The following is a 25059-nucleotide window of genomic DNA, read 5'->3' as shown; positions in this document are numbered from 1 at the left end:
GATAATCTAGATGTTTTTTTATTATTATTTAAATGCACTTTGGTAAATCCAACCAAGTAATTTGCCACGATAGTAAGCTTTGTAGTAATAACTATGCCAGCCATCTTTAATGGCACGACTAGTGATTTTTAACTTTTTGTTGGCATAGCTATATCCATGATTAGTAATACGACTGGCAAACCCACTATTATTAATATGATTATGGAAAGCCACTTTTGGATTATTCTTCATAGTCTTATTTACGTAGTAACTTGAATAATTTAAATTAGGTACTAAAGCTCTTGTATTAACCCAACCGATAACATGATTTTTATAATACAAACGATAATATGATCTGCCATTAACGTTAGCAATAGAATTTATATAAACTCTTTTATGAGTGTAATCACTTACACTAGCTTTAGCATAAATATTATCTGAGAATTTATTATCTAATGGTACGTGATTATAAATTTGATAATCATAGCCATCCTTAATAATCATCGTTTTTGATTGTTGGGTGTAAGTTGTGTTTCTAGGTTTGGACTTAGAAGTATTATTTTGTGAATCATTAGATTGATTTTGATTGTTACTTTGTTGAGCATTATTACTTTGATTGTTAGCTTGGCTGCTATTAGCATCGTTATCAATTGGTGTTGGCTGTGCATTAGCATCGGCAGTATCACCAATAAACCAATTAGCATCCTTGGAATCTAATAAGCTAGCATCAATATTTTTACCTAATGCATTAGAATAAAAATTACTTGTAAACTGCCATAAAACATGTTCTCTTTGTGGTTCACTATCCTGATATGCTGGTAACCAATAGCCATCATACGAACTAATTGCGTTAGCAGTATCTCTTAGCATTAACCAAGCTGGTCCATAGTATAAAACTTTTCTTTGTCCAACTAATGGGCGCAACGTGTCGACCCAAGTTTGAGCAGCAGTATTGGGATCACCAGAGGTTAAATCATTTTCTTCATAGTCATTTACATAAAATCTTGCATGTGGTGCACGACTATATAATGTACGAGCTTCATTTGCAGCATCTTCGGGCGAAGTATACAAACTAAATGAATATACACCATATGGAACATTATACTTTTCTAATAAATCACGATTGTGCTGAAATGTATAATCATAACGCATACTACCATTTTGAGCCCTGATAATAACGAATGGAACTTCTTGCTTAAGTTGTTGTACTTGCGTATCTGTCCAATATGATTGCCATTCGGACATATCATAAACAGTGTTATTAGGATTAGCATCACTAGCTGACATTGCATGAACATTGGTCTTAAATGAAGCAAAAGCAATTATTAAAAGTGTAAAAGTTATAATAGTTAGTAAAGTATTTTTTATTTTCATATTCTAATATGTAATCTTAATTGAATTTAAAATTATATATTTGCCACCTCCTATTTCCATTCTATCGCTATTTATAAAAATGTATAGGTAGTTAATTTTATAATATGAATCAATTTAATCTATCTTTATTTTTAATAACAAAATCAATAAAATATTGACTTGCAATTGGAATAGTTTCTTTATTTCTAGAAACAATTGCTACAGGACGATTAATTTTAGGCACAGTTGGTCGACAAACGACATCAAAATCTGTTCTTGTCGCAACCAATTCTGATAAAATACTGACTCCTAGCCCTGCTTCAACCATTGCCATAATTGTATAGTCATCTTGAATTTCATATTTAACATCAGGTTTTTGAACACCTGCATTTTTAAAAGCATTAAGAGGTTCACTATAACCACCACCTTCAACTAAGATAAATGGATCATTAACTAGTTTAGCTAAAGGAATTTGTTTCATTTTAGCTAGTGGATGATTCTTAGGTATAAAAGCCTTCATTTCAGTATTATGAATAATTATCTTATCTAATCCATCTCCATACTTAGCAGTCATAATACTAAAATCAACTTGTCCCGTTTTCACTAAATTCAGTAGATCTCCATAGTCACCTTGTTGCAAAACAAAATTAATTCCAGGATATTTCTTTTTAAATTCTTCGAATAATTTAGGTAACCAATAACAACTAACACTAGTAATTGCACCAATGCGAATGGTTCCCGTTTTAAGGCCTCTAATATCATGTGCAGTTTCTTGTAATGATTGATATTTACTAATAGCCTCTTGAATATATGGATATAATGTCTTTCCTTGAGGAGTAAGTTTCACTCCAACTCTAGACCTTTCTAAGATCTTCATATCATATTCATTTTCTAAACTATTAATCATCTGGCTAACTGAAGATTGAGTATAACCTAAAGTTTTCGCTGCTTTAGTAAAACTATTATTTTCTAAAATTGATTTCAAAACTAATAACTTATTAATGACAAATCACCTTTTCTAATGTTTAAACAATAAATATTAATTTTACTTATTGATATCATCATTATATATTATTTATAACGAATTAAAAGGAGTGAATAAATAATATATGAATATTTTTAAAAAAGCATCTGTAAGTACTTACATAAAAGCTGATCAAAAATTATCCAAAAGTTTGACTACTCGTGATTTAATAGGTTTAGGAATTGGAGCAGTTATTGGAACTGGTATTTTTATTTTACCAGGTCATGAAGCAGCTAATCATGCTGGACCTGCAGTTGCAATTGCATTTTTATTAGCAGCGATTGTTTCAGGGATGGTTGGTATGGCATATGCTGAGTTTTCATCAGCGATGCCAATAGCCGGATCAGCATATTCATTTGGATCAATTATATATGGAGAAATGGTCGGTTGGCTTCTTGGTTGGTCATTGATTCTTGAATATTTCTTAGCTGTTTCAGCTGAAGCAACTGGTTTCGCATCTTATTTTAATAATAATATTCTTAGTGCAATCGGGATTAATATTCCTAAAGCTTTACAAAATGGACCTATGGAAGGCGGTGTCATAAATATAACTGCTGTTGTCATAATATTATTAATAACAGCAATTATTCTACAAGGAACAAATTTATCTAAGAAAATTGAAAATTGGGCAGTAATTATTAAAGTTGCCATAATTATTTTATTTATATGTATTGGTATTTTCTACGTAAAAGCTAATAATTATGTTCCATTTTATCCAAAAGAATTTCATAGTATACCATTTGGTATGGGTGGCATTTCAACTGCTGCAGCGACTGTATTCTTTGCTTTTATTGGATTTGATGCTTTAGCAGCTAATTCTGCTGAAACGATTGATCCAGGTAAAAATGTTGTTCGTGGAATTATTGGTACTGTAATCATTGCCGTTATACTTTATGTATCATTTTCACTAGTATTAACTGGAATTGTTAATTATAAGCAATTAAATGTGGATGACCCTGCTGCATTTGCCCTACAATTAATTCATTTAACTGCATGGAATAAATTAATTACTGTTGGTGCATTAATTGGTATTTTTACAGCGATGGTAACCATGTTTATTGGTGGATCTAGGTTGGTATATGCATTGGGCCGTGATGGATTGCTTCCTAAAAAAATGGGTACGGTCAGTAAAAAGCACTCTGTTCCTAGTAATGCTATTATTATTGCAGCAATCATCCAAGCTATCTTTGCTGGATTGGTGCCATTAACTCAACTAGCTTCATTAATAAATGCTGGAACTTTAATTGCTTTTACTTTTATTTCATTTGGAGTTATCAAACTTCGTCATCGTAAAGATATTAAAAATAATGGTTTTAAAATGCCCTTTTATCCATTTTTGCCAATCATTGCTGGAGTATTTAGTATTTACTTTATCTTAATGCTTCCTAATGTTACAAAAATATCTGTAGGTATATGGACAATTATTGGTTTTATTGTTTATTTTGTTTACGGTATTAGGAAGTCAAAATTACAAAATAATAACTAACAATTAAAAAAACTGCTTAGAATAAATTTTTCTAAGCAGTTTTTATTTTATTTTTTTGTATTGTTTGCTTCAGCAGAGCAAACATTATTGTAGATTAATGTATATGCTTCATTAAATGCTTCTAAATAAGTTTTACCATCTTGTGGGTCTAAACTAGCATGATTGAAGAATTCCTTGGTAAGTTCTAATGCAATTTCTTTATTGTTCATATTAAACTACCTCCTAATTTGAGAATAATTATAACAAAAAAATGGAAATATTGAAGTAATTTTTTGTCATATCATAATAACAATCAATTAAATTAATAATTTTATGTATTATAATGTTGTTAACCTCTTAGAAAGAAATGATTTGATGAAAAAGTTATCTATAGTATTTTTTACATTTGCTTTAATGTTAACGGCAACATTAAGTATTGCAAATGCCGATGGATTTTATAATTCTAAAGGTTCCCATCAAAAAGGAACAATTGTTAAAAATATTCAACAATTAAATGATGCTATTAAAAATAAAAAGCATCATATTATTATTGATAGAACCATCAATGGCGGAGATGTGCCAAAAACTTATACGTTTGCTGATAAAAGTTGGGATAATTTAACTATTGAAGGATTAAAAGGAAGCAATCCCGCATTAGTTAACATCCAATTAAAAGTCGATGGTGAATTATTACCAGCAAATCAAAGTATTACTAATGTGGTAATTAAAAATATCAAATTTTACGGTCATATTAATGATTTACAAAAATTAAATAATGATCAAATCACCGTTGGTGGCGTTGGTGTAAATTATTTAGGTGTTTCTTTACGTCGTGTAAATAATGCAATCATTAAAAACAATGATTTTCATGATATTCCTGATGATTTGTTTTCTATATCATTGTCCTCAGACAAAGTCACTGTAGATCATAATCATTTTTGGTTTTCTAATAAATGGTTAAATATGAATCCTGATCCAAAATGGAATTGGGTTGGTGATTGGCATGATCTAGCCTCAGAAAGATTGCCATTACTAATAGGAGCTAATAAAAATGATTCATATATGGCAACAGGTAAATTACATGTTACCCTAAGTAATAATTGGTTTGGTCCTAATTTAAAGGGACGCCCATTACTTAGAGGATACGTACATGCCTACAATAATTATTTTGATAATAGTACTAATCCTACTGGTCAAAATGCACAGGGGTATTCACAAAATCAATATAATGCTATGCAAATTGGCAGTGGTAGTAATATATTATCTGAACATAATTATTTCTATAAAACTAACAATAGCCAAAATATTGGTTTAGATAATAAAGATGATGCATATAAATTTGTCACTAGACATAATACATTTAGAAATACTACTGGAATTAGTGCTAAGAGCAATGCAAAAAGCATTAAAATTCCATATAAATATCATCTAATTAAGTCACATAATTTAATTAAGAATATTAAAAAAACTGCTGTTGTTAGATAATCATAATAGATATAAAAAGCCTTCTAAAATTTATATTTTAGAGGCCTCTATATTATTTATTAAAATACATTTTCACCTATTAATAATGATGGTGCACCATTCTTATTATTTTTCAAATAATTTACTAGTTGATGATAAGATTCTAAAGCTATCTTGCGATCCTTTGATAATTTAACGTGATTAATCATTTTGCGCAATTTACTCAAATCTTTATTATGTTTTTTATTAGTATTCATAATCTTAGTTTCTAGTTTTACTATATTTCTCAATGACTTTATATTCTTATTGTTGTTATAGAAACCATCTATAAAGTCTGCATTAACAACTTTACCCTTTCTAGAAACTAACTCAACACCTTCAGATCCCGTTGCACCAGAAAGAATCCAAACAGCTTTTACTTTAAAGTTGGTCTTGTTTTTTGATGGGACGGATACATATGGATAATCCGGATTTTTTGTGTCTTTAGTTGTATATAGTCTGTAAACATAGCCATCTTTAGCTAGTTTATTTGTTAATGTCTTAGATAAATAAACTTTTTCTTTAGGATACTTATTCTTACTTTGTGCATTAGCATTATTATTCAACAATGGGGTAGAGAATAATAATGTAGCTAAAGATATCAGTGATAACTTTTTGAAATTAAATTTCATTATAAAATCTCCCTCTGCTATTTATTTTACATCATAGTTGTAATTCACTGCTAATATTTTCATATGTAACTGAACTAATGATAATATCAATGTTAACAAATTCATAAAATTATCTTGTAAAAAAATAATTATTTTATGTGTATATATTTGGATTTAATTTCTATTTGGTTAAAAAAATATAAATCAAAAAAAGTAATACTATTAATAAAATACATACATTAAAAATTAAATATAAAGTTTTATTATTTCTTTCATCAAGATACATTCTTTTTATACAAATAGAAAAGAAAAATAAACAAAAAAATAAAATTTCTACAATAAAGTTAAACTTACTTAACGTCACAATAAACAAAATTAGTAATGTTAAGCAAGAAGTCTTAGCCGTTTTTTCACTACTTAATTTCATACAAGAGAACCTCCTTAAACCTGATGTTTTTAAATAATAAATGTAAAACAAAATAAAATTAATAATATAAACAATATAAATACATTAAAAATTATATATTTCTTCTTTTTATCTACTTTATTTATATACATAGTTTTGGTAATACAAAGAAATAAAAGAAGTATAAATATAATTATAAATTCTAATATGCTTTTCATATTATGATCTAATATTTGATTAACATTATTTTTAAACCAGAAGAGAATTGCAACACTTAAAATTGTAATCAAAGTATTTCCAATTTCTTTTGTACTAAAAGATTTTTTCAAATAGCTTTTCATATAAATTTCCTAACTGAATATGTAAGAAACTAGTAAAAATAAAAATGGCATTAACAAACTATATACACACATAAAGGTCATTTTTCTATTTATGCTCATAATTTCTTTATTAGATTTTATCCTATTTTTGTCTAAAAAATAATGAGTTATAACTCCAACTATAGCTAAAAATGCTAAAAAATAAGATGCTTTTTGCAAATAAATTACAACAAACAAAGATACAATTATAGATATGATAGCCATAGTAGTTACTAAATTTAATTTTTTCAATAAATATTTTTCCATCATAGTTGTTTTACCTTCTTCGATTAGTAATTAAATTTAAAATATTAATAAATATAAATCAATATTTCTAAAATGAATAATATTATTGGCAATAATATGGACAATATAATCATCCAATTCATTTTTGTATTTAGGCAAAGTTCATTACCTCTAATATTAATCTCATTCCTACGTTTAAAATAAGTATTTAATGCAGAAAAAATTCCACAAAACAAAAGAACAACAATTCCGCTAAGTTGTTGTAAAGAAGATAAAAGATATAACAAAATTGACGTTAATATACAGGACATAATGTATAAAATTATTGAATAATTTAACTTTTTTAATAAATATTTTTTACTCATTTTTTATTCTCCTTTATCTTAAATAACTATTTTTTAATTTTGTGTTTATAAACAAAATAATTAGTAATTCCTACGAAAATAGCAGAAATTCCCCAAACTATATTTTCTCTAGGAGAAATAATTAATTGAGGAATTGTTAAATGTTTGTCATTTGACAAAAGATCAAGAATAAAAAATAAAATACGCTCACAAATAAAAAAATTAAATGCCATTAGTATACATTTTCTTTTAAATTTATTAATCTTAAAATTATAGTCGTTATTATCATATGCTTCAACTTGATCTAATTTAAGCCTAGAAACAGCAATATTTACATAAAAAATAATTGTGAAAAATATTAATAAATCAGTAAATAATAAAACTGTTAAAACATCATCGGCATCCAATAATGAAACAAGAAATACTGTGGAGAACATCTGCAGGAAAAAAAGAATGAATAAAATTATAAATGCATTATTGCCTATTCTATTTACTTCTTGTTTTTTATATTCATCAAAATAACCATGAATTCCATAAGTATGTTTAATTATCCTAACATATAGTGAATCTTTTGTTTTTCTCATCCTTACACCTTCCAAAATAATGAATTTAAATCTGAGTCCAAAGCTTCAGCAATGCTTACACATAACTTTAAAGATGGATTATATCTACCCTTTTCAATTAAACTTAACGTTTGCCTTGAAATACCAACTTTTAGAGCTAAATCTTTTTGCTGGAGATTTTTAGAAACTCTGATGAGCTTTACTTTATTATTCATATTTACACTCCTACTTAAGTAACATATAAATTCCTTAAGTAATTTATATGTTACTTAAAATTTATAAAAAGTCAAATTTGAAAAAGGACATTGTTAATTATAACAATGTCCTTTTTATACGTTTACTTATTGTCTTCTTTAATCAAATGTAACTTTTTAGCTAATTCAGCCAATTGCTTTAGTCCTTGTTGATAACCTTTTTTAAATTCTGCAGAAACGTTAGTAATATTAAAGTTTTTATTGTTTATTGCTGAATTAAATCCTCTATTTTCTTCATTGGTTCTATTTTTAGAACTTTCATTATTTGTTTTATTAAATTTCTTTTCTACTTGTTTAAATTGGCTATTAATAGATCCACCTAATTCACTTGCTTCATTTTTTAAATCTGCTTGGCTTCTTGATCCTAATAGTTCTTTAAAATTACCTTGTTTCACTTGGTTAATTTCATATTGAAAATTATTGTTTGCATCATTATTTTTATAATGATTCCATGAAATAAATAAAATAAAAATTAAAATGACCGAAAATATTAATCTTTTCATATCAGCATTCCTTTCTATTATTTAACATAGTTGCGATTATATATTAATTAATCAATTTTTCAAATAAATATATACGTAAAAAAATTAGCTAGACTTAATAAAAAGACTAGCTAATTTTTATTAGATTAATTATTTAATTTTTAAAGTCAACGCATTCAAAGCAACAATCACTGTACTTATCGACATGATAATTGCTCCAACCATTGGATCTAACATAATTCCGGCAAATGATAAAACACCTGCAGCCAATGGTAAAGCTATAATATTGTAACCAGCTCCCCACCATAAGTTCTGAATCATCTTAGTATGTGACTCTTTAGCTAATTTAACTAAACTAACCACGTCTAGTGGATTACTGTTAACCAATACAACATCGGCAGAATCAACTGCAATATCAGTTCCTGATCCAATTGCAATACCCATATCTGATTGCGTTAAACTAGGAGCATCATTAATTCCATCACCAATAAACATCACTTTGCCATCTTTTTGATAATTAGTAACATTCTTTTGCTTATCTTCTGGAAGTAATTTAGCTTTTACTTCTGTAATACCTAGTAATGAAGCCACTTTATTTGCAGCAGACTCATTATCACCAGTTAACATGACTGGCGTAATCCCTTGGCTTTGTAAATATTGAATCATATCTTTTGAACCGGATTTAATTGAATCACCTTCAGCCACAAAGCCAATAACTTTATTATTTTCAACTACATAACTTAATGAATTACCTTTTTCTAAATATTGCTTAGTTACGTTTTCATCATATTGAATATTATTAGCATCTAAATATGCAGCGGAAACAATTAAGAATTCATGATTATTAATTGTCCCTTTCATTCCGTATCCAGTAATTTGATTATCATTATTTACGTCAGATAATGATAATTCTTTTTGTTTAGCGGCTTCCATAATCCCTGTTGCTAATGGATGATTAGAATTTTGTTCCACACTAGCAGCAATTTTTAAAATTTCAGCTTTTGCATAATTATTATCTAAACTGTCATAACCATTAACTTGAAATTTACCTTCAGTTAGGGTGCCAGTTTTGTCCATTAATGCATATTTAATGTCATTAATTTTTTCTAATGAAGTTTTATTTCTAATCAATAATCCATTAGTAGCAGCAATGGAAGTTGTTCTAGAAACGATTAATGGAACCGCCAAGCCTAATGCATGTGGACAAGCAATAATTAATACTGTAACAGTAACTGGAATGGAAAAACTAATTCCTTTAATAAATGACCAGGAAACAAAGGCAATAATAGCAACAATTAATGCTGCATAGAACAAGTAACTAGCGACTTGATTAGCCAAATTTTCAGTTTTTGATTTAGCAGATTGAGCTTCTTGCACCATATTCATTACTTTAGATAAATAACCACTATTGCCAGTTCCAGAAATTTTAACTTTAATAGTACCATCACCGTTAACAGAACCACCAATAACTGAGTCATCTGATTTTTTATTAACACTTCTTGATTCACCAGTTACTAATGATTCATTAACTGAAGTTGCCCCATCATAAATCGTTCCATCAGCAGGAATCTTTTCTCCAGCTTGAATTAAAATGTTATCCCCAACTGATAATTCACTTGTGGAAACATCCTTTGTTTGGTTATCGCTAATTAAATGTGCATTATCTGGCAATAGTTTGGACAATTTATTAATTGCTGAACCAGCATTCATAACTGAATTCATTTCAATCCAGTGCCCCAATAACATGATCACAATTAATGTAGATAACTCCCAAAAGAAATCATTAACCATTGGAGTTACATGCAAAATGTCATTAGCAACTACTGCATAAATACTATAAATATAAGCAACTGAAATACCTAAGGTAATTAGTGACATCATTTCAGGCTTTTTATTTTTCATTTCACCTTTGGCACCATTAAAAAATGGGGTACTGCAATAGAAAAATAAAATACTACCTAAAATTAAGACAATAAAGTCAGAACCACTGAAGGTTAATTGAAATGGTAGTTTCATTCCCATCATTGGTGACATAAGGATAATTGGAATTGTTAAAATTAGCGAAATCCAAAATTTCTTTTTCAAATCACCCATATCCATCATGTGACCACCATGGTTCATCATATGTCCATGATCATGGTTCATGTTACCCATGTCCATGTGATCCATATGACCACTGCCATGGTGCATGTGGCTCATGTCCATATCGTGATGCATATGTTCGTGATTATGATCCATACCACCCATATCCATATCATGGTGCATATGCTCTTCATGGTCATGTTTCATATTACTCATGTCATGATGCATGTTATTTTTATCATCATGTTGCATATGATCCATATCACAATTTTTCATGTTTTTGTGATCCATATGACCATTTTTGTCTGTACTGCAACAATCCATCTCTTCATGGTTCATCTTGCTATGATCCATGTTTTTCATGTCTTTATGACTCATAAATCTTACCTCCTAAACAATGACATTCAACTTTTTCTGGTGCATCCACCATTTTTTTATCTAAGGTTTTAATTAGTTTGCTAATATCGGATTTGCTCAAATCAATGTTATTAATTAAATAATCAAGAGTTGAACCATATTGCATACAACAAATTTCATTAAACATATGTTTAATTTTCATTTTGTAAGCATCTTGTTCATTGATTAAACAGTGATAGTAATTCTTTTTATCAACTTTTTTTACACCAATGATTTTTTTATTCTTCAATCTAGTAATTAAAGTTTTAATTGTTGATTCACTCCAATCACTTTTCTTGGAAAGTAAATCAATAATTGTCTTACTTCTTGAATCACCGATTGTCCACAAAACCCTCATTAATTCCCATTCAGCATCGGAAATGTTACTGACTTTGTTATCGATGGTTACCACCTCTTAAATTTATTATTTATATATAGTCTACATTTGTAGACGGAAATGTCAAAGAAAAAGATTTCGCTTAAGTTTTATTTAAGATTTCACTGTTATATTGTTAATAATCTTAAAGAAAAGAAGGTTTTATAATAATAAAAAACAATTAATTATTAAGCATCAATCAAATATTAATCAAAATCATAAATATAGATTAAATTTACATGTTAATCAGGATTGGAAAGCTGCTTCTTTAAGATGGATTAATGATTGAGATTAAAAAATAATCCTGCAAAATAATGATATTCCTATATACTACAAATAATTTATAACAAAAAACAGCACTTAGAGCAGAGAGCCTAAGTGCTGTTTTTTTATTTAGTAATACTTAAAAATTTTATTTTACGACTAAATATAAATTTAATAATTATATATATGATTAATCCTAATATGTATCCTATAAAGTTTAAAATTATATCGTTAACATCAAATACCCTATATCCTAAATAAAAATAATTAAGGATTAATTGAGATGTTTCTATTAATAAGGTTGATAAAAAACCAACGATAATATTTATATACCAACCGTGAAATTTATTTGGAAATAGTGAATTTAAAAAAATAGCTAGTGGAAATGTTAACAATATGTTTCCCCATATTTGAATAGGTAAATAGTTAAACATGTCCATAACATTAAAATTAAACATTGTTTGTTTACCAAAGCTGATATTATGAATTAGATTAGATGAATTAAAAATATTTATTGGAAAAATAGTCATACTAATAAGATTATATAAATATATAAAAAACATAACTAATGTAATGCCATTTAAAACATTTAGTTTTCTTCGCTTAATTAGAATAAACATCATAAAAAATAATAATAGCAACATTGGTATCAAGATAATCTCTGAGCTAATCATATTTCCAAAATATGGTTTACCGTCTACTGAAATCATTAATTACTATGACAACTCCTTTATGTGCATTTTATCATGTTAAATTCTATAGAAAAATAAAGGAAATCTTAATTAAAAAGTTAAGATTTCCTTTATTTTATTTATTGTCATTTATTACTATAATCACATTACCATAATATTTATTTCCTTTTTGATAAACATAAACACCTATACGTTTATGCTTTCCAAATTTATAGATATTACCAATTTGATGTCTATACAATTTATATACATAATTTTTAAAACTAATTTTATTAGAGTTTAGTTGCTTAAAGATTTCATTACTATAATTATCTTTATCATGCTTTAATTCAAAACGATGTAAGTTTTTTGTATTATGATCAATATTGGATGCTTGATCGTCAAAATCTATTAAATATTGATATCCCTTATTAACAGGATTATCAAAATAACTTGCATATAAATTAGCTATTGATTGAATATTATTATCTGTAGAATATCCATTAAAAATACTAATTACCTTTTCATTATAATATGACTTATTAGATTGATTAAGAAATACTACCCATTTATCTCTTACCCAATATTTTATATCATGGCTTGTACCATCATTTATTCCATAGAACACATAGTATTTATGATTCTTTTTATTATAAAGTTTTTCTTTAGAAACTACATATACATCAACATAATTTTCAAGTGCTTGAGATGATTTATAAGAATTATATAAATTCTTAGAATAAAGAAATGGAGATCCAACAATATCAACTGATGCTTTATTAATATGTTTAGTCCAAATGTGTCTATAATTATTTTTCCTATATAGAGACTTATATGTTGGTAGATTACTTTTTATGGGTGCCTTATGGACAACCTCAGCAGCTTGAGCATTATTAGTTGCAAATAAGAATAGTATAGATATTAAAAGAACAGTTATTGATATGGCTATAGATTTATTTTTATTCATAATAATACCTCCCTTCATTTTATTAATGTTTATATAAACATTAACACATAAAAAATAAAATGATGTTATTTTTCAAAAATTATACACAAATTAAAAAAATCGTGGTGATAAATTCATGAAAAAATACTATTTAAAATGTTTACCATTTTTTCTTATTACAAGGTAGCTAGGAATTATAATGGCTAATAAAACAATAATAATACCCATATAAATATAGATATTTTTGTCATTAGAATGAGACTTAGCTGTTACGTTTTTATCTGAATCACTCTTGTCCTTATGATTTGTATTGACCTTTTTATCTGGATTTGTATTCTTATTTAAAGATTCTTTATTTGTTAAATTTGATGAAGAATTGTCTTTAGATTTTGTACTAGGATTTAATTTATTAACATTATTATCTGCCATTGTAGATCTGTCATTATCTGATTGAGATTTATGATAACCACTTTTATCTTTATCAATCAACGTACTATTTGAATCACCTGAATTTTTTGTTTGTTTTGTTGTATTATTAGAGTTATCTTTATTTGTTGATGCCGGCACATAATACATATTTATACTGGAAACATTGTTACTGAACTTACCATTGATTAATTCACTACTGCCCTTAAAATAATATCCATTAATTTTAGGCGGAATAATATTTAGATTTGTTCCTATCTTTCCTGATATAGTAGTATCATTTTGTAATTTATGCCCACTAACTGAATCAACATAGTTTACATTAACGTTGATATTATTATCAGCTTTAACATTAATGCTTAAACTGAATGATAAAAAAGTAAGAAAAATTAATACTATGAAGCATAATTTCAATTTTTTATATATTGCCATATGTTAAATACCTCCTTATGTATTAAATAATTATAAACATAGATATAAATATTACACAAAAATAAATATAGTTTAAGAATAATGATTCAAAAAATTCATAAATAAACTAATATTATAATTAAATTGAGTATATACATGATACGAATACCTAAATAACCAACATTTAAATGATAGTCTACTTTATGCATAATTATATAAAAATGTATAAAATCAAGATATTTATCATTATCAATGCTTAGAAATAGACATTTAGATTTAATATTATTAGTCGTTAAACATTGCTGATATTGAGTTAATTTTTTCAATAGAACTTAAATATAAAGTATTTGATTTACCAGTCTTTTAATCATGAATGTATATATTGGCTTTAATATAACTTTTTTCATCTAATTTAAATACATCGTGATATTTTAAAAATAAAACGTCGCTAGCGCATAAGTTATAGTAGCTTTATCCACTTGAAAAACGGTTAAATTACATAGTCTCAAACTAAAACTTTGAATCTTCTAATAATATTAGATTGCAAATATTTTTATTGAAGATATGTTAGGATAATTACTAGTTGAATTAATTATTTATAAAAATAACAGATTGTTAAATAAATATATGTTAAAAATTGATTTTGGAGATGGTAATCATTCATTTTATTTTAAATCTAACTATACTGGTGCTTTATATTCCATTGATATATTTATTAATAAAAATTCTTAAAGAATTTAAACACTTTAAACAGAAAATTAAATATGAAAATAAAAAAAATATGTATTCAGACAAAGATGTAATAAAGAATAAATATCTTAATTTTTCTTTTTTATTTTTAGGGATGTCTTTTGCACTAGTATTATCAGGACTATTCAATATAGCACTGGTATATAATAAAACTTTCATAATAATTATATTAATAATGATATCTATTCTAATAGATGAGTACTTATATATTTTGTTTACCAAAAAACTTAATGTTTATTCAAGTATAAATGAATATATTAAAAAGATGATATATCCAATATTTGCTATGATTGATATATTATTATTAATATTACTTATTATGTCTATAGAGTATATTTAACAAAATCATAATCTAATAACTGAAATCCTAATATTGAAAAAATCAATACAATCACTTTAAATAATTATTATTTTGATTTGATAAAAAATATTTTAGTATTAGAGGATAAATTTATTTAAAATTTTTATGTGATATTATTAATTTCTTTATTGATATTATATAATTTTTTATGTTGTTAATTTTAATTATGAAAGAAGTCTTATTAATGATTTTAAAAAAGAAAATAATTATGTTTTTTATTCCATTACTGTTTGTAATATTGTTTTCAAATATAGCAACATTTAGAGTAAATGCTTTTTCTTTTCCTCAACCTAAAACATATAATCAGACATTAATGAAAAGATGGAAAAAAAGATTTATAAAAACTGGGTATACTTACAGATTGGACAATAAAAAAGAACTAGGATCAAATGTATCAAGATATAAAAACTTATTTTATTCAAGCTTAACGAAACCTTACAGTCCATACAATGCTAAAAAAATAGCTAATAGTGGTATCATTTTTAAAGTAAAAAATATATTTCCTATTTCAAATGGATATCCAAAATATTATTTAATATCTAAAGATAAAAGAACTAAAGTTTTTGTTAATTCTAATCGATTTACTAATATTAATACAGATAATAAAAATTTAAAGAAATTTATAAATCAAGGATTTTTTGTTTTAACATTGTTTAATGAAGGTGAAAACAATAAGTTAATTAATAGAGAATTTAATAAGTTAAAAGAAAGTAAATTACCTAAAAACAAAAATTTAAAAAACATTGCTAAAAATTCTATTAAAGAATTGAAAAACTACATATATAATCCATACACGTATGCCCAAGCTCCTACATTGTTTGTTAAACAATCAGATTAATTCAATTAATGTTGAATTAAATATAGAATCAATTTTTGATATTCAAAAGAATTATTTGAGTTTGAATTGATTTTCCGTTAGGGATTAAAAAGTAAGTCTTTCATTAATTTTAATCTAGAATTATTCATTAGAGATATTGTAAATTTAATACATCAATAACAAACAAAAGATTGTTAGATTAACCCTTTCTAAATTAAAATCATGTATTAAGGTAGTACCTTGAAATTCATGTAACATATTAGAATGCTTAACTTTTTTCATATTAATAATCTTTTATAAGATAAATATGCTTTAACAAAAATAACACCCCCACACGACTTCCTATGAGTTAATTGTGGGGTGTTATTTGTATATTTAGTATCATAAAATATTATTTACAAATAATAAATATGTATATTATTAATATCAATGATCTAACTATATGATGAACAATATGTAAATCGTTTTGTCCCAATCCATTAAAAATAGCAGCAATGATAAACGAAATAGATAATATTATAGTTAGAACTTTAAATTGACCACTATTAATAGATAAAAAGAATAAAGAATAAAAGCTAGATATAAATACTAAGAAATTGATTGAAAGAGAACACACCAATATAAAATTATTATATTGGTTTATATTAATAATAGAAACAGCTACTGTCAGTAAAGAAAAAATTGTGAATAAAATAGCACATGTATATTTAAAAAACATTTTTTGAACTCCCTTTCAAACATATCTCTAATAAAGTTATAATTACAATAATATTAAGCTCATAAAGTATATATTAGTAATTTTAGGAGATATTTTTAATAAAAAAAGTAATTTTTATAATATTAGATAAGTATTCTGATTGGGAAAGTGCTTATTTAGCAAGTCAGTTAAATCAAAACGAAAATTGGAAAGTAGAAACAGCATCTAACAAAAATTATGTAAAATCTATTGGCGGATTTGATACAAAAGTGGATTATAAATTTGAAGATATTCCTAGTAACATAGATTTACTAGTATTGATAGATGGTAATTCTTGGAATATAGAAAACGATGAATTATTTAATGTTATAAAAGATTCATATGAATAAAAAAAGCTTAGAAAAATTAATTTCTAAGCTTTTTATTATCTAGAGACCTCATCTTTATTTATATATCTAACGCAATGTAACAATAGCAATAATGATATAAATAATAGGACTAAAACTATTATAATAAAAGCTACCTGATTTGAAGTAGAAGTTGAAATCATTGCATTTCCAAACAAAAATAAAAATATTATAGATACTATAATTGCACTAACTTTGGACTGATATCTTACACCAACATATGTTGCAAAAATCATAACAGATGACAAATATATTAAATAACCAACTAGAGTAACCAAGATTCTAAGATAATTTATATTATTATCAGAAAATCCAAAATTAATAAATTTACTTAATATTAAAATAAGAAAAGTCCCAATAGTTATTCCTATAGTACTACTTGTTGCAAAAGATCCAACAAAGGCTATGACCTTATTCAATAAAAATTTTCCTCTTCCATTAGGCATTAAATAAAGCCTAATCTTGTTATCATTAACATAATCTGACACTACATATCTACAAGATTTTGCCGTTGCATATATCAATTCATAATAACAAGTAAGCATTATAATTATACTAATAAATGAATTAATATGATTAGTTTGTGGATCGCTATCTTTAGCACCCAAAAAAATTAAAAATACAATTATAAGCGCTATAAAAGAAACTAAAACACTTTTTTTGTTTAATTTTTTCATATTATTAATTTCATATTTTATATTATTAAAGTTCATTATTGTGTACCTCCCTGTAATAATCTTTAATACTTCCACCATAATTTTCTCTAATATCTTCCATTGTTTCTTTATGTAAAGTATGACCAGATTGCATAAAAGTAACAGAACTTACAAAGTCATTTAAGTCATTAAGAGAATGGCTGGTTATTAATACACTGTTATTATTTTCCTTAACAAAATCACTAATTATATTCTTCATTAAATCAACACCATCAACGTCTAATCCATTAAAGGGTTCATCTAATATTAATAATGAAGGATTATGTGATATTGCTAAAGCAATTAGTAATCGTTGTTTCATTCCTAAAGATAATTTACCAGCTTTAGTATCGGGACTAACATTGAGTTTAACCTTATTAAGATAATAATTAACGCTCTTATGCTGTTTTATGCCTCTATAAAAAAATTCTTGATTAAATATGCTTTCTATTGGTGTTTTTGATATACTTTCAGGAAATTTAAGCACAGCTCCTATCTTTGAAAGAATATCGTTTATGCTACGATTATTTAAAGATTCATTATCAAATTTTATAATACCGGAATCTGAACTTGATAAACCTGTTAGACATTTTATTAGAGTCGTTTTCCCAGCACCATTAGGTCCTATTAATGCACAAATCTCATTGTTATTTATATTTAAATTGGCATTAGATAAGGCTACCTTGTTTTTTATTGTCTTATTTATATTTTTCATAACTATCTTAGAGATAAATAACACTTCCTATTGATATATTATTATATTCAATATAATATTAACCCCAATATATCAAAATGTTAAATTTTCATAACTATATTATATTCATAATTAATATATTACCTTTTTATTAAACTTAAATTATTATTTGTGATATATTATATACAATATAATATTATGTAAGGAGATATAATTATGATTAAAAAAGATGTTAAAGCTACTTATTTTATAATTTTAATATTAATTAATTTAATTTTTAGCGAATTGGTATCTCAAATTATTTTAGGAATGTTTAGTAAAATAATAACAAGTAATATAGTATTGGATATTATAAAATATATAATCTTGTCTATCTTGAGTATATCTATATATGCTTTTATATATAAATATATATGTAAATATATTTATAAAACAAAATTTAAAATGATCTCAATAAAGCCAAAATTTAAATTAATATATTTAATAGCACCTATGGTACTTATTATTTTAACTTTATTGAGTTACTTTACTATTAATGGAAAATTTATTACAAATAATTCAAATATAAACGACATAATATTAAACTTATCATCAACAATATTTATGGGAACTATTACTGCTCCTCTTTTAGAAGAAGTTACATTTAGAGGTGTAATATTAAATATAATTGGTAAAAATTCAAATTATAAATTAGGAATTATATTATCAGGATTTTTATTTGGCATAATGCATTTATTAAACGGAGTTAATAATTTAAACGATGGTATATTATTAGTTTTAAGTGGTACCATTATGGGATCATTATTAGGATTAATTGCCTATTTAACTAAGACTATATGGTCAAGTTTTTATTTACATGCAACATTTAATTTAATTACTTCCTTGGTGCCTATATCATTGTCTAAAATAAATAACTGGCCTTTCGTTTATAAAATGTTAAACAATAATAATTTATTATCAGGGGGAAGTTCTGGTTTTCAGTCAAGCATAATATCGATGTTTGTTTATGTACTAACAGGAATTGCATTCATAATTGTATACAAACACCAAAACAAAAATAAAATATAATAACTAGGGGTCAGCTTAATTTTATCTTAAGCTGACCCCTAGTTATTTTTTACTTGTATAATATTCCATTATTTTTACTGCATTATCAAAATTATACTTACCATTTAATTTTACTTTTGAACAATCATTATTATAAAAATTACCAGTTTTGTTTTTATATTCATTTTCTAATATTAAAGTGCTTGCAACATTGACATCTCTTTTTGGTAAAGACTGTGTATAAGGCATTAAATTACTTTTTACGTCTCCTGGATAAAAACTATTAACTGTTATTTCATACTTTTCAAAAATATTTGAAAGATAAATCATCAACATAGTTTTATGGGTTAATTCCCAAGAAAGACATTCTATAGTATTATTTTGATTTTCACAAATTGGTAAAGATATAATCGCATTTGGACTACCAGTTACAATTAATATTTTATTTTTATGTAAAACAGATTTTAATTCCTTTGATAAAAGATAATGACTCAAAAGATTATTATTGATATTTTCAATAGCATTATTAGGAAAAATTCCGTGACTAAGAATAAGTGCATAAATATTATTTGTTATACTCTTAATCTTAAAAGATATATTTTTAACTTGTTTCTCATTAGAAAGATCACCAGAAACAAATATAACATTTTCACCCAATTGTTTTTGAATGTATTTTCCTTTTTCCACATTTTTTCCAATAATTATTATCTTAAATTTATATTTAAGTAAATCTTTAACTATTGAAAGTCCTACACCAGAAGTCCCACCTGTTACTACAACGTATTTATTCATTTTTATTCTCCATTAGTTTAATAAGATATTTTTTAAGCTTAAATGAAGTTTAGTATAAATAAAAAAATATAAAAAATAAGAATCCTTATTTTTTTAAATATTTCTAAATATTTTTTCTTTAAATAAAGAATTTAGCATGGATTGGTAATTATTAGCTTTAATAAAAATATCTTGTTCACCATTAATACTGGCTACTATAGACAACAAGTAATATGTGTTTGATAACATATAGTGGGAATCATTTATTTTTGCAAAATCAATAAATTGATTAATGATTTTTATTGACTCTTTATAATCACCTAATTTATATTTACTCAAAGCTGCTAAATAATAAATAATATTATAATTATTAGTAAAACTTAATTTATTTATTCCATTAATAGATTTTTTTATATAATAATTAGTAATTTTATTCTGCTTTTTTAAAATATATACATAAGCTAAAGAAATCTCTGCCAATCTAACCAATGTATCTGAACTTTTTAAATTAATTCTAGATGAAATAGACAACTTAAAATTTATAATAGAATTTACAAGATCATTTTTAGCTTGTAGTAGTGATATTCCTAAATAATAATAGTAAGCCTGTTCTTTAAAATCATTATTTATAGATAATATCGTTTTTTTATTATTCAAGAATTCATACATTTTTTCATATTCATGTTCATTACACAAAGCATTTAATTTTAAATTCAAATCCTTTTTATCACTAATTTCAAAATCACTATTCAAGGTTATTTCATCTAAACTTATATTTAGTTTTTTGAAAAGTTTTAATAATATAATTCCATTTGGGATATACCTAGAATTTTCAATTTCAGAAATTAATGGTTGTGTACAAATTCCATAAGATAATTCTCTTTGAGAAATATGTTTTTTTATTCTTAAATCTTTTATTAATGTACCTAGTTTTTTATTGGTCATAAAAATAAAATTCCTTTATAAATATTTTGATTAATTATAACAATGTAAATGATACTTATGAATATAAATTATCTTTCAGATAAGTAATTTATCTATTATAATTAAAAATAAATATCCTATGAAAGAAGAGTTTTTAATGCACATAAAATATCTACTTAACTTTTTATCAGATAGTCTGGGGTTTATTATTTTCATAGTACTTGAATCAATTAAATATTTATTATGCGTTCCAATACTCCTCACACATCATTATTAGGAATAAAATTAACTAAAAATATATTCAAAGATGGTGGCTTTAACTTTGGTGTATCTATTAATTTCAATATTAAGATATTAATATTTTACATAATATTCATGCTAATTTGTTTTTCAATAAGATTTTTTTATAATAAAAGGAGAATTAAAAATGCAATTTAGTTATAATAATGAAAATATTTATGCAATGCAAAATGATTCAGTAATCGCTAAAGCTAACTTCACAACCAAAGATAATACGATGTTCATTAATCATGTTTTGGTTGAAAAAGCATATCGCGGACAAGGTGTAGCTCATAAACTAATGTTAGAAATAATCAAGTATTCCAAAAATAAGAACTTATTAATTAAACCAATTTGTAAATATGCGCAAATGTTTTTTAAACATAATAGTAAATATAGCTACTTATTAAATGACTAATAAAAAGATATCCACAAGTATTAAAAAAATTTGTGGATATCTTTTTTTAATTTCTTCTTGCACGAAAAAATTAAATTCATTATACTTACCAATACTAATGTATTTTATAATATAAATTTTATAGGAGACGAAATATAATGATTATTTAATGAAAGAGAGAATATCAACAAACGTATTATTAGCAATAATTGCTGTCGGAGTAATGACATTCAGTGGGGTAACTGTTGAAACCTCAATGAATATCACATTTCCAACTTTAATTTCAGAATTCCATATTGGACTAAATGTGGTCCAGTGGATTACAACGATTTATTTATTGGTTTTATCAAGTGTAATCCCACTTTCCAAATTTCTAAAAGAAAGGTTCAAGACTAGTCATTTATTTATATGTGCTAGTATTTTATTCTTAATTGGGCTAATTGTTGATGCAATGTCACCAGCATTTATCTTCTTATTAATCGGAAGGTTAATCCAAGGAATTGGGACTGGCATTGCACTACCACTAATGTTTAATATTATTTTGGAAAACGTTCCAAAAAGTAGGCTTGGTTTTATGATGGGCTTTGGATCATTAATAACTGCTGCAGCATCTGCTGTGGGGCCTACATTTGGTGGCGTTATTGTTAATACGCTAGGTTGGCGTTATATTTTTATCATTTTAGTTCCAATTTTAATTTTAGCTTTTATCTTGGGACTTATATCGGTTCCAAAATTACCACAAAGTAAGTTAAGCAATAATAAATTTGATGTATTCAGCTTTATTTTAATTTTATTAACATTTGCCGGTTTAATTTTTGGAATTAGTAATATCAGTAGTAAACCACTACTTAATATGTCCGTTATTTTACCAATGTTAATTGGAATTATCGCTTTAACTATATTTATAAAAATACAAAATCGAAAAGAAGAACCTATCTTAAATGTTAAGATTCTTAAGAATATGGCTTATTCAAAATATGTAATTGCATTTTTTATAAATCAATTAATTATCCTTGGACTATCGTTCATTGTCCCTAACTATGTACAAATTATTAATCATAGTTCTTCAAGCATTGCTGGATTAATCTTATTACCTGGTGCAGTGGTTGGAGCTATAATTTCACCATTTTCTGGTATCTTATTAGATCGTTTTGGTGCTAAGAAACCAATCCTAACTGGAATTGGGGGAATTGTTGTTTCATTACTTTATTTAGCAGCTACTTCTTATAACTTAAGTGATACGATTTTCACATTCTTTTACACGATTATTATGATTGGAATTGGACTATCATATGGAAACATTATGACAAAAGGTTTAGATTATTTAGCAGCTGATATAAAAGCTGATGGTAATGCCATTTTAACTACCGTTCAACAATTTGCTGGTGCAATCGGAACTGTTATTGTTTCCACAATTATTACTAAGATAACTGCTTTTTCTGGAGCCAATCACGTAATCGGTTATACTTTTGCAATTATATTTTTAGCAGTATTAAGTATTATTCAATTTTTAGTAGTTTCTTCAACAAAATAATAATTATAATTTTAAGAACAGAATTTATTTCTGTTCTTTTTTTGTATGATAAAGTTAGATTAAGATTATATTTCAATTAATACTTTATAATTTCAAGGAGAATATCAAAAATGGACATAATTATCAAAAAAATAACCAAAAATGATTTAGAAAATTTTTGGAATGTCGCATATAAAGACAAAAATGCTGAATGGACAAAATTTAATGGACCGTATTTCAAAGATAAATTACCTGAAAGAGATGAATTTATAAATGGTTATGCTTCAAAAAAGCAATTAAATAATAATATGTACAAAGCTATTTGGTATAACGATAAAATTGTTGGTTCTGTTTCAGCTTATTATGAAGATGGAAATTTAAAAAGGTGGTTAGATGTTGGCATTTGCATATATGATCAAAATAATTGGCATCAAGGAATTGGACAAATTGCTTTAAGCATGTGGATCAATGAAATGTTTGAACTAACTGATTTACCACATATTGGTTTAACCACCTGGTCTGGCAATAAGAGTATGATGCATTTAGCAAATAAAATTGGCTTAAATAAAGAAGCTGAGATTCCAAAGGTAAGGTATTGGCAAAATGAATACTGGAATTCTGTAAAATATGGAATTTTGAGAAGTGATTGGAAAGCTTTGAATAGGGGTAGATAATATAAGTTTACAAATAAAAAACAAGGAGCATAAAATGCTCCTTGTTTTTTCACATATCTATAATCGATCTGTTGATAACTAATTTATCAACAATTTAAACATATAAAATATTTCAAAAATACTCAAGCTACTAATTAAAAATAGACAAAGATAAGGGTTACATTAGCAAAAATAAAATAATAGTAAAATGCTGTTATATCAATGTCCATTAATGTCTATAGACAAAAAATTTAAAGAATATCCAATACTATTTCAAGTTTCTATAGTTAGCTATGATTAAGAAACTAAAGGTTAATATCAAAGAGTGGATAATGGCTCCTATAAAGAACGGTATATCTTCTACAATACTTGAAAAGTTATATTTAAATTGTAAATTATTCATGATTATACCAAACAATGTTATTGATAATAATCCAAATATGAAAATGTATTTTCTTTTATTACTTAATTTGAAATATATTTTTTCTCTATAGTTTATAAATAAAAAAGAATCAAAAAGTAGTAGAAAAAATACTATTCCAGTTAGTAAATCTGTAAAAATATTAATTAAACATAAAGAAAACAATATTAAATTAATAAAATACATGATATTAAAATATCTTTTCTTAGTTTTATTGTTTTTATTGTTTTTATTGTTTTTATTTTGTGTATAATGAAGTTGTAAGTTGGTATCATATATGGAATTTAATTGTTTCAAATATGAAGAATTGGGCTTTCCACGACCATTCTCCCAACTTGAAATAGTTTTTCTAGAAACATTGATTTGGCTAGCTACATACTCTTGGGTTAATTTTTTATCTTTCCTAGCCTTTTTTAGTTTAATAGATATTTCCATAATTATTACCTTCTCTATAAAAATAAATTGGAGTGTG

At 25.3% G+C, this 25059-nt stretch carries 26 protein-coding genes; 8 read left to right on the top strand and 18 right to left on the bottom strand.

Translation table 11 applies throughout. The annotated features are described in order from the left end of the window. Positions 1-24 precede the first annotated feature (24 nt). Together C7N44_RS05515 and C7N44_RS05510 are read right to left on the bottom strand one after the other, a co-directional pair. Positions 25-1353, bottom strand: a complete 1329-nt coding sequence (locus tag C7N44_RS05515; protein WP_105956914.1) for a GH25 family lysozyme — start codon at positions 1351-1353, stop codon at positions 25-27. Positions 1354-1462: 109 nt separating this feature from the next. Further along, entirely contained in the window at positions 1463-2335 is an 873-nt protein-coding gene (locus C7N44_RS05510) for a LysR family transcriptional regulator (protein ID WP_105956913.1), read from the bottom strand. A 106-nt stretch (positions 2336-2441) separates the two neighbouring features. On the opposite strand from C7N44_RS05510, the gene C7N44_RS05505 reads away from it, so the two are divergent. Next, positions 2442-3842 (top strand): APC family permease, encoded by a 1401-nt coding sequence (locus C7N44_RS05505; RefSeq protein ID WP_105956912.1) that lies wholly within the window; start codon positions 2442-2444, stop codon positions 3840-3842. Positions 3843-3889: 47 nt separating this feature from the next. Here the strand turns inward: C7N44_RS05505 and C7N44_RS08020 are convergent, their stop codons facing one another. Further along, a complete protein-coding gene (locus tag C7N44_RS08020) occupies positions 3890-4051 on the bottom strand; it encodes a hypothetical protein (RefSeq protein ID WP_157945055.1) in 162 nt (53 codons plus the stop codon). A 145-nt stretch (positions 4052-4196) separates the two neighbouring features. Between C7N44_RS08020 and C7N44_RS05500 the strand changes: the two genes are divergently transcribed. After that, entirely contained in the window at positions 4197-5306 is a 1110-nt protein-coding gene (locus tag C7N44_RS05500) for a pectate lyase family protein (RefSeq protein ID WP_157945054.1), read from the top strand. Positions 5307-5365: 59 nt separating this feature from the next. Here the strand turns inward: C7N44_RS05500 and C7N44_RS05495 are convergent, their stop codons facing one another. The 10 genes from C7N44_RS05495 to C7N44_RS05440 all read right to left on the bottom strand — a co-directional run bounded on the left by C7N44_RS05495 (position 5366) and on the right by C7N44_RS05440 (position 14182). Continuing rightward, a complete protein-coding gene (locus C7N44_RS05495; protein WP_105956910.1) occupies positions 5366-5956 on the bottom strand; it encodes a hypothetical protein in 591 nt (196 codons plus the stop codon). 735 nt (positions 5957-6691) lie between these two features. After that, entirely contained in the window at positions 6692-6970 is a 279-nt protein-coding gene (locus C7N44_RS05480) for a hypothetical protein (RefSeq protein WP_105956907.1), read from the bottom strand. A 367-nt stretch (positions 6971-7337) separates the two neighbouring features. Beyond that, on the bottom strand, positions 7338-7874 hold the full coding sequence (locus C7N44_RS05475; RefSeq protein WP_105956906.1) for a DUF3278 domain-containing protein: 537 nt from the start codon (positions 7872-7874) through the stop codon (positions 7338-7340). A gap of 2 nt (positions 7875-7876) precedes the next feature. Further along, entirely contained in the window at positions 7877-8068 is a 192-nt protein-coding gene (locus C7N44_RS05470) for a helix-turn-helix transcriptional regulator (RefSeq protein WP_105956905.1), read from the bottom strand. Positions 8069-8190: 122 nt separating this feature from the next. Further along, a complete protein-coding gene (locus C7N44_RS05465) occupies positions 8191-8610 on the bottom strand; it encodes a hypothetical protein (RefSeq protein WP_105956904.1) in 420 nt (139 codons plus the stop codon). A gap of 129 nt (positions 8611-8739) precedes the next feature. After that, a complete protein-coding gene (locus C7N44_RS05460) occupies positions 8740-11010 on the bottom strand; it encodes a heavy metal translocating P-type ATPase (RefSeq protein WP_404799039.1) in 2271 nt (756 codons plus the stop codon). A gap of 28 nt (positions 11011-11038) precedes the next feature. Then, positions 11039-11479, bottom strand: coding sequence for a CopY/TcrY family copper transport repressor (locus C7N44_RS05455; RefSeq protein WP_225362951.1), 441 nt, complete (start codon positions 11477-11479; stop codon positions 11039-11041). 353 nt (positions 11480-11832) lie between these two features. Then, a complete protein-coding gene (locus tag C7N44_RS05450) occupies positions 11833-12417 on the bottom strand; it encodes a VanZ family protein (protein ID WP_105956901.1) in 585 nt (194 codons plus the stop codon). A 97-nt stretch (positions 12418-12514) separates the two neighbouring features. Beyond that, on the bottom strand, positions 12515-13345 hold the full coding sequence (locus tag C7N44_RS05445) for a hypothetical protein (protein ID WP_105956900.1): 831 nt from the start codon (positions 13343-13345) through the stop codon (positions 12515-12517). A gap of 126 nt (positions 13346-13471) precedes the next feature. Beyond that, the gene (locus tag C7N44_RS05440; RefSeq protein WP_105956899.1) at positions 13472-14182 is read right to left on the bottom strand and encodes a MucBP domain-containing protein; all 711 of its coding nucleotides are present in this window, start codon (positions 14180-14182) and stop codon (positions 13472-13474) included. Between the two features lie 1274 nt (positions 14183-15456). Here C7N44_RS05440 and C7N44_RS05430 point away from each other — a divergent pair. Together C7N44_RS05430 and C7N44_RS05425 are read left to right on the top strand one after the other, a co-directional pair. Next, entirely contained in the window at positions 15457-16110 is a 654-nt protein-coding gene (locus tag C7N44_RS05430; RefSeq protein WP_105956897.1) for a hypothetical protein, read from the top strand. Positions 16111-16896: 786 nt separating this feature from the next. Continuing rightward, positions 16897-17175, top strand: a complete 279-nt coding sequence (locus C7N44_RS05425; protein WP_318530504.1) for a DJ-1/PfpI family protein — start codon at positions 16897-16899, stop codon at positions 17173-17175. A 35-nt stretch (positions 17176-17210) separates the two neighbouring features. Here the strand turns inward: C7N44_RS05425 and C7N44_RS05420 are convergent, their stop codons facing one another. Next, a complete protein-coding gene (locus C7N44_RS05420) occupies positions 17211-17906 on the bottom strand; it encodes a hypothetical protein (RefSeq protein WP_105956895.1) in 696 nt (231 codons plus the stop codon). Further along, positions 17896-18603, bottom strand: coding sequence for an ATP-binding cassette domain-containing protein (locus C7N44_RS05415; protein WP_105956894.1), 708 nt, complete (start codon positions 18601-18603; stop codon positions 17896-17898). The genes C7N44_RS05420 and C7N44_RS05415 overlap by 11 nt, the downstream gene beginning before the upstream one ends. Positions 18604-18798: 195 nt before the next feature. On the opposite strand from C7N44_RS05415, the gene C7N44_RS05410 reads away from it, so the two are divergent. Next, positions 18799-19650 carry a CPBP family intramembrane glutamic endopeptidase gene (locus tag C7N44_RS05410; protein ID WP_105956893.1) on the top strand — a complete coding sequence of 284 codons (852 nt, stop codon included), beginning with the start codon at positions 18799-18801 and terminating at the stop codon, positions 19648-19650. A gap of 42 nt (positions 19651-19692) precedes the next feature. Here C7N44_RS05410 and C7N44_RS05405 read toward each other — a convergent pair whose 3' ends face one another. Continuing rightward, a complete protein-coding gene (locus tag C7N44_RS05405; protein ID WP_105956892.1) occupies positions 19693-20421 on the bottom strand; it encodes an SDR family NAD(P)-dependent oxidoreductase in 729 nt (242 codons plus the stop codon). 93 nt (positions 20422-20514) lie between these two features. Next, on the bottom strand, positions 20515-21345 hold the full coding sequence (locus C7N44_RS05400; RefSeq protein WP_105956891.1) for a helix-turn-helix domain-containing protein: 831 nt from the start codon (positions 21343-21345) through the stop codon (positions 20515-20517). 406 nt (positions 21346-21751) lie between these two features. Between C7N44_RS05400 and C7N44_RS05395 the strand changes: the two genes are divergently transcribed. From C7N44_RS05395 to C7N44_RS05385, 3 genes are all read left to right on the top strand, one after another. After that, positions 21752-22021 carry a GNAT family N-acetyltransferase gene (locus C7N44_RS05395; protein WP_105956890.1) on the top strand — a complete coding sequence of 90 codons (270 nt, stop codon included), beginning with the start codon at positions 21752-21754 and terminating at the stop codon, positions 22019-22021. 148 nt (positions 22022-22169) lie between these two features. Next, positions 22170-23534, top strand: coding sequence for an MFS transporter (locus tag C7N44_RS05390; RefSeq protein ID WP_105956889.1), 1365 nt, complete (start codon positions 22170-22172; stop codon positions 23532-23534). A 110-nt stretch (positions 23535-23644) separates the two neighbouring features. Continuing rightward, the gene (locus C7N44_RS05385) at positions 23645-24187 is read left to right on the top strand and encodes a GNAT family N-acetyltransferase (RefSeq protein WP_105956888.1); all 543 of its coding nucleotides are present in this window, start codon (positions 23645-23647) and stop codon (positions 24185-24187) included. A gap of 247 nt (positions 24188-24434) precedes the next feature. Here C7N44_RS05385 and C7N44_RS05380 read toward each other — a convergent pair whose 3' ends face one another. Then, positions 24435-25022 carry a helix-turn-helix transcriptional regulator gene (locus C7N44_RS05380; RefSeq protein WP_157945053.1) on the bottom strand — a complete coding sequence of 196 codons (588 nt, stop codon included), beginning with the start codon at positions 25020-25022 and terminating at the stop codon, positions 24435-24437. Positions 25023-25059: the final 37 nt, after the last annotated feature.

It is taken from the genome of Apilactobacillus quenuiae (assembly GCF_002994005.1).
Classification (GTDB): domain Bacteria; phylum Bacillota; class Bacilli; order Lactobacillales; family Lactobacillaceae; genus Apilactobacillus; species Apilactobacillus quenuiae.
The sequence above is the reverse complement of the archived record's forward strand: the minus strand, read 5'-3'. Positions and strand labels throughout refer to the sequence as shown.

Bases quoted from the DNA above. Each gene is read 5' to 3' on its own strand.
- C7N44_RS05480 (WP_105956907.1), bottom strand. From the start codon at position 6,970: ATGATGGAAAAATATTTATTGAAAAAATTAAATTTAGTAACTACTATG.
- C7N44_RS05385 (WP_105956888.1), top strand. From the start codon at position 23,645: ATGGACATAATTATCAAAAAAATAACCAAAAATGATTTAGAAAATTTT.
- C7N44_RS05430 (WP_105956897.1), top strand. From the start codon at position 15,457: ATGATTTTAAAAAAGAAAATAATTATGTTTTTTATTCCATTACTGTTT.
- C7N44_RS05400 (WP_105956891.1), bottom strand. From the start codon at position 21,345: ATGACCAATAAAAAACTAGGTACATTAATAAAAGATTTAAGAATAAAA.
- C7N44_RS05475 (WP_105956906.1), bottom strand. From the start codon at position 7,874: ATGAGAAAAACAAAAGATTCACTATATGTTAGGATAATTAAACATACT.
- C7N44_RS05415 (WP_105956894.1), bottom strand. From the start codon at position 18,603: ATGAAAAATATAAATAAGACAATAAAAAACAAGGTAGCCTTATCTAAT.
- C7N44_RS05410 (WP_105956893.1), top strand. From the start codon at position 18,799: ATGATTAAAAAAGATGTTAAAGCTACTTATTTTATAATTTTAATATTA.
- C7N44_RS05445 (WP_105956900.1), bottom strand. From the start codon at position 13,345: ATGAATAAAAATAAATCTATAGCCATATCAATAACTGTTCTTTTAATA.
- C7N44_RS05515 (WP_105956914.1), bottom strand. From the start codon at position 1,353: ATGAAAATAAAAAATACTTTACTAACTATTATAACTTTTACACTTTTA.
- C7N44_RS05500 (WP_157945054.1), top strand. From the start codon at position 4,197: ATGAAAAAGTTATCTATAGTATTTTTTACATTTGCTTTAATGTTAACG.
- C7N44_RS05440 (WP_105956899.1), bottom strand. From the start codon at position 14,182: ATGGCAATATATAAAAAATTGAAATTATGCTTCATAGTATTAATTTTT.
- C7N44_RS05470 (WP_105956905.1), bottom strand. From the start codon at position 8,068: ATGAATAATAAAGTAAAGCTCATCAGAGTTTCTAAAAATCTCCAGCAA.
- C7N44_RS05390 (WP_105956889.1), top strand. From the start codon at position 22,170: ATGAAAGAGAGAATATCAACAAACGTATTATTAGCAATAATTGCTGTC.
- C7N44_RS05495 (WP_105956910.1), bottom strand. From the start codon at position 5,956: ATGAAATTTAATTTCAAAAAGTTATCACTGATATCTTTAGCTACATTA.
- C7N44_RS05505 (WP_105956912.1), top strand. From the start codon at position 2,442: ATGAATATTTTTAAAAAAGCATCTGTAAGTACTTACATAAAAGCTGAT.
- C7N44_RS05460 (WP_404799039.1), bottom strand. From the start codon at position 11,010: ATGAACCATGAAGAGATGGATTGTTGCAGTACAGACAAAAATGGTCAT.
- C7N44_RS05395 (WP_105956890.1), top strand. From the start codon at position 21,752: ATGCAATTTAGTTATAATAATGAAAATATTTATGCAATGCAAAATGAT.
- C7N44_RS05465 (WP_105956904.1), bottom strand. From the start codon at position 8,610: ATGAAAAGATTAATATTTTCGGTCATTTTAATTTTTATTTTATTTATT.
- C7N44_RS05380 (WP_157945053.1), bottom strand. From the start codon at position 25,022: ATGGAAATATCTATTAAACTAAAAAAGGCTAGGAAAGATAAAAAATTA.
- C7N44_RS05405 (WP_105956892.1), bottom strand. From the start codon at position 20,421: ATGAATAAATACGTTGTAGTAACAGGTGGGACTTCTGGTGTAGGACTT.
- C7N44_RS08020 (WP_157945055.1), bottom strand. From the start codon at position 4,051: ATGAACAATAAAGAAATTGCATTAGAACTTACCAAGGAATTCTTCAAT.
- C7N44_RS05420 (WP_105956895.1), bottom strand. From the start codon at position 17,906: ATGAACTTTAATAATATAAAATATGAAATTAATAATATGAAAAAATTA.
- C7N44_RS05450 (WP_105956901.1), bottom strand. From the start codon at position 12,417: ATGATTTCAGTAGACGGTAAACCATATTTTGGAAATATGATTAGCTCA.